Source organism: Streptomyces sp. 8K308, from assembly GCF_004348315.1.
Lineage (GTDB): Bacteria > Actinomycetota > Actinomycetes > Streptomycetales > Streptomycetaceae > Streptomyces.
Map to the genome: position 1 here is coordinate 1 of NZ_SMKC01000454.1, position 4702 is coordinate 4702.

At 68.5% G+C, this 4702-nt stretch carries 7 protein-coding genes, 1 tRNA gene and 1 pseudogene; 1 reads left to right on the forward strand and 8 read right to left on the reverse strand.

Translation table 11 applies throughout. The features are described 5' to 3' along the window. From E1265_RS33790 to E1265_RS33800, 3 genes are all read right to left on the reverse strand, one after another. A partial coding sequence (locus tag E1265_RS33790; RefSeq protein WP_132934771.1) for a chaplin occupies positions 1 to 285 on the reverse strand: 285 nt, incomplete at its 3' end. 146 nt (positions 286 to 431) lie between these two features. Further along, positions 432 to 668, reverse strand: coding sequence for a chaplin (locus E1265_RS33795; RefSeq protein WP_132934772.1), 237 nt, complete (start codon positions 666 to 668; stop codon positions 432 to 434). A 132-nt stretch (positions 669 to 800) separates the two neighbouring features. Continuing rightward, the gene (locus tag E1265_RS33800; protein WP_207931315.1) at positions 801 to 2171 is read right to left on the reverse strand and encodes a M20/M25/M40 family metallo-hydrolase; all 1371 of its coding nucleotides are present in this window, start codon (positions 2169 to 2171) and stop codon (positions 801 to 803) included. Between the two features lie 129 nt (positions 2172 to 2300). Here E1265_RS33800 and E1265_RS33805 point away from each other — a divergent pair. Continuing rightward, positions 2301 to 2385 (forward strand) — tRNA-Leu (locus E1265_RS33805). Positions 2386 to 2597: 212 nt separating this feature from the next. Here E1265_RS33805 and E1265_RS40900 read toward each other — a convergent pair. From E1265_RS40900 to E1265_RS40045, 5 genes and pseudogenes are all read right to left on the reverse strand, one after another. Then, a pseudogene (locus tag E1265_RS40900) lies at positions 2598 to 2789 on the reverse strand (XF1762 family protein); the annotation flags it as partial. A gap of 81 nt (positions 2790 to 2870) precedes the next feature. Then, on the reverse strand, positions 2871 to 3161 hold the full coding sequence (locus E1265_RS33815; RefSeq protein WP_132934774.1) for a SpoIIE family protein phosphatase: 291 nt from the start codon (positions 3159 to 3161) through the stop codon (positions 2871 to 2873). Next, positions 3071 to 3331 carry a hypothetical protein gene (locus tag E1265_RS33820; RefSeq protein WP_132934775.1) on the reverse strand — a complete coding sequence of 87 codons (261 nt, stop codon included), beginning with the start codon at positions 3329 to 3331 and terminating at the stop codon, positions 3071 to 3073. Before E1265_RS33820 ends, E1265_RS33815 begins: the two co-directional genes overlap by 91 nt. Continuing rightward, the gene (locus E1265_RS33825; protein WP_132934776.1) at positions 3309 to 3545 is read right to left on the reverse strand and encodes a transposase; all 237 of its coding nucleotides are present in this window, start codon (positions 3543 to 3545) and stop codon (positions 3309 to 3311) included. Before E1265_RS33825 ends, E1265_RS33820 begins: the two co-directional genes overlap by 23 nt. Before the next feature lie 110 nt (positions 3546 to 3655). Continuing rightward, on the reverse strand, positions 3656 to 3901 hold the full coding sequence (locus E1265_RS40045) for a hypothetical protein (RefSeq protein WP_243741301.1): 246 nt from the start codon (positions 3899 to 3901) through the stop codon (positions 3656 to 3658). Positions 3902 to 4702: the final 801 nt, after the last annotated feature.

Consider the following 4702-nt stretch of genomic DNA (forward strand, 5'->3'; position numbering starts at 1 on the left):
GCCCTGCTGAGCGCCGTGGCCGCCGTGGCCGGCGTGTGACCCGCCCTCGGACGAGCACCTGTTGCCGAACGCCGGGTTGAGCACGCCGACCACGTTGATCGTGTTGCCACAGACCTGGATCGGCGCGTTGACCGGAACCTGGACGTTGTTGCCGGACAGGACGCCCGGCGAGCCGACGGCCGCCCCGGCGGCGTCTGAGTCGGCGAACGCGGTGCCGCCCGAGATCGCGAAGACCCCGCCGGCGGCCACCACGGTGAGCAGGCCCTTCTTCGTGACCTGACGCATCTGTAACTTCCCCTGCCTCGTCGTGAGATGGGCCGTGGGGTGGGGGGATGAGGGCACCCACGACCGTCGTGCGACCGGGCGGCTCCTGACGCTACGCGTGAGCTCAGGGGCCGCCCGACCGAGCCCTCAAAGGGTGGGGCGAAGCATCACTTGATGAAGCAGGCGTTGCCGAAGACCGGGTTCAGGAACCCGACAAGGTCGATCGTGTTGCCACAGACCTGAATCGGATTGTTGATCGGCACCTGAATGTTGTTCCCGGAGCCCACGCCAGGGGAGCCGATCGCCGCGGCAGCCGCGTCGGCGTCGGCAGCCGTGGCGACGCCCGCACCCGCAAGGGCAAGGCCGCTGGCGGCGGCCGCCGTGGCGACAACCTTCTTGATCATTATTTCCTCCTCGTTGACAACGCGGCCCCTGCCGGGCACCGCACAGGTTGTAACGAGGACCCCAGATCATAGGCACTCACCGTCGAGATCTTTCACCCACTCGGATGAGTTTCGTACTCGCGTCCGCCCCTGTCAGCACTGGTCGAGGAAGCGGTCGAGCACCCGGGCACCGAACCGCAGCCCGTCGACCGGCACCCGCTCGTCCACCCCGTGGAACATGCCCGCGAAGTCCAGCTCCGGCGGCAGCTTCAACGGCGCGAAGCCGAAGCAGCGGATGCCCAGGTCGTCGAAGGACTTGGCGTCGGTGCCGCCGGACAGCATGTACGGCACGGCCCGGGCCACCGGGTCCTCGGCGACCAGCGCGGACTGCATCGCCTCGACCAGGGCACCGTCGAAGCTGGTCTCCACGGCCTTGTCCGAGTGCACGTCCTCGCGCCGCACCCGAGGCCCGAGAATCCGGTCGATGTCGGCGAGGAACTCCTCCTCGAAGCCCGGCAGGAAGCGCCCGTCCACGTGCGCGGTCGCCTGTCCCGGGATGACGTTGACCTTGTAGCCCGCGCCCAGCTGGGTCGGCGCCGCCGTGTTCTGCAGCGTGGCGCCGATGATCTTGGCGATGCCGCCGAGCTTGGCCAGCGTCTCGTCCATGTTCTCCGGGTCGAGCTCGGTGCCGAGCGCGTCCGAGAGCTCGTCGAGGAAGGAGCGCACGGTCTTGGTCACCCGCACCGGGAACTTGTGCCGGCCGAGGCGCGCCACCGCCTCGCACAGCTCGGTGATGGCGTTGTCGTTGTTGGTCATGGAGCCGTGGCCCGCGGTGCCGTCGACCGTGAGCCGCATCCAGTGCATGCCCTTCTCGGCCGTCTCGATCAGGTAGAGCCGCAGGTTCTCGTTGACCGTGAAGGAGAAGCCGCCGACCTCGCTGATCGCCTCGGTGACCCCCTCGAACAGCTCCCGGTGGTTGTCGACCAGGTACCGCGCGCCGTGCACGCCGCCGGCCTCCTCGTCGGCCAGGAAGGCCACCACCACGTCGCGCGGCGGCTTGCGCCCGGAACGCATCCGGTCCCGCACCACGGCCAGCGTCATGGCGTCCATGTCCTTCATGTCGACGGCGCCACGCCCCCACACGCAGCCGTCCGCGATCTCGCCGGAGAACGGGGGGTGCGTCCAGTCGTCCGCGTTCGCCGGCACCACGTCGGTGTGCCCGTGAATGAGCAGCGCGGGCCGCGACGGGTCCTCCCCCTCGATCCGCGCCACCGTCGAGGCGCGACCTGGACGCGACTCGAAGATCTTCGGCTCGAGACCCACCTCGGCCAACTGCTCGGCCACGTACTCGGCCGCCGCCCGCTCGCCGGGGCCAGAGTGGTCCCCGTAGTTGCTGGTGTCGATCCGGATCAGGTCGCGGCAGATGCCGACGACCTCGTCCTCAGCACGCTGTCCGCCTCCGGCACGTCCCGGGGTGGGGCTCGACTGGCTCACACTGCCTCCTCCTGCGATGGGTCTCCCCATCCTGCCCCCACCCCGCGACCGGCCCAAGGCCGGCCACCCACCGAAGCCCGTGGAGATCACCAACCCCCGGACTTTGCTATGGTTTCCCATGTCGCCGGCTGCACACCAGTTCCGGCCGACAAACACCCCGTCCGGGTGGCGGAATGGCAGACGCGCTAGCTTGAGGTGCTAGTGCCCTTTATCGGGCGTGGGGGTTCAAGTCCCCCCTCGGACACAACCAGTGCGCCTGCGCTGGGTGGTTCGCCGAGCTTCGGCCAACACCACGTGAAACCCTGCGGCGCGGGGACTGGCTCCTGTCTCGCCGCCCTCGTATCGCTGGCAAGGCAATGCGCGTGCGCGCATCGCCCCCGCCCTGACTGTGTGCTGTGAGCTGTGGTTCCGGTGGGGCCGTGGGTGTCAGCGGTATGTTCACGTGCGGCACGTGGGTTGGCGCGTGTACGTGATGAGCCGACGGAATCCCAACGCCCTGGCCGTCCGCCAGGCTGCTCCGTAGAGCTTGGAATTGGCATTGGGTGTGCCGTTGGCGCAGGTCCGGGTGACCTCGGCGGTGCGGCCGTCGTCCAGGTGTCGGGCCAGCGGTCGGCCGACGACCGCCACCCCAACCAGGATGTCGTCGGCGGCAAACTGCTCCCGGCCTCATCCGGGCGGGGTTTGCGGCGAGTTGGGGACGTGATGGACGGCCAGGATGGCGGCGTCCTCCTACAGCGCGCCGCTGGCGTAGGCGACGATGTCCGCTGTCAGTGCGTCGGTCAGGTCGTCGGAATCGCGGAAGGTGTGGCCGGCGAGTGCGACGGCCGGGTCGTAGAGCTCACCGTGTGTGTCGCGGGCCTCGGTGCCGCCGTCGGTGTACAGCAGCAGGAAGGCGCCGGGCGGGACGTCCGTGCGGCGCACTTCGTCCCTCAGTGCTTCTGGTTCTCTTCCCAGGCCGAGCGGCGGGACGCTTTCCGGTACGGGCAGGTAGCGTGGCGGCGTCTGGGACGGCAGCAGCAGCGGTGGCGGGTGGCCGCAGCAGGCGCGCGCAGCCGGTCCGGTGTTTCGTGGGGGATCTCGGCGAGCACCGCGGTGACGAACCCCTCCTCGGGGTCGAGCAGAGCCATACGCCGGTTCTCGCGCGGCAGGGCCTGTTCCCCCAACCCCTCAAGCTTCGGCGGTGCTCTCATGACTCGCCAAAGTATCGGCGGGCGCGGCGAGTTCGGCATGGTCGGTGCTGCTGATGCCAGGTCCCTGGCCGGTGTCGATACGCTGCTGGCGTCGCCAGGTGTGGATCGTCTGGTCGCTGATCCCCAAGAGCTGGGCGACCTCGGCGACCTTGCGGCCGGACTCGACGAGGTCGAGGACCTTGCGGCGGAACTCGGGCGAATAGCTGCGAGGCATGTGGTTCTCCCGGGACGCTGGATGACTGTTTGTCCAGCAACCCGACTCCACGACACTCGGGGCATCTCACCTCGCGCGCAAACCGCTCCGCTGCCCTGGCTCAGCCCCGCTCAGCCGAACCAGACCACCAGGCGGACGTTCTCGTCGCCGTGAACGGCCGCCAGTTCGCGCATCGCCGCCCATACCGGGGCCCAACTGCCATCCGGCGTGGCCATCATACGAAGCGTAAGGACCACCGGGCGGTACACGGCGCCGTCCAGGTGGAACTCGCTGCCCTGTGGCCAGTCCGGCGGCCACCAGTTTCGGCCGAAGTCCCGCTTCGCCGCGTCGATAACCTCGATCGGTGCAAAGTCCACGCGGTCAAGGCGAGTTCGCCGTCCGGGCCCGGCCGCCATACGCCAACGTGCTCATAATCTGGACCGTCGGACAGAGGCTCGTCCCAGTCGATCGCCGCGACCTCGGCCCACGTGGCGTACGAGTGGCTGTGCTGCCATTCCTCGCACTTGCGGGTGACCATTTCCGAGACGTCGTCCGGAAGCCCCCGCTGGTCGAAGAGTATCCGTTCCCGGTGGAGACCCGAAGTGTAGCCGAAGAGCAAATCCCAGATGTAACGCTGCCGCCTGAGCCCGAAGTCCAGAAAATCGATCTCGCCCTTCCAGCCGCCGCCGGATTCGCGTACCTCGATCACACCGTCGATGTCCACTCCCATAGGTCGATCCTATACTTCAGCAGGACTTTGGCGAGTCTGACCTGGGGTGATGCGGGCTGGTGGGAGGATAGCGCGGCTGCCGGTCAGGAGCGGCTTCTGCCGGAGCACCTCGAAGGAGCGGCCACGCCGTCGGTAGTGGCAATGACGGGCGACGGCCTCGCTGTCGTCGCCGCCAACACGACCCGTTCAGCGCGTGGGCGGGCATGTCGGGGAACACGACTGCCAGGAGTCGCCGAACTTCCGTCACGGTGAGCTCGACGACCTCGGCTGTCCCACCAGCATCGCCCCATTACCTTCTTTGGCCCCGCAATGGGGCTCCCGGCCTCCGGTTCCGGCGTGACCTGAACCTCCCAGTCGATCGTGATCGATAAGGTGGTGTCACCGGGTGCCGGAGGCATCGAGCGGTTTTCCAACCTGGTTCATGGAAGGTGGGGGGTGGGGTGAGGGC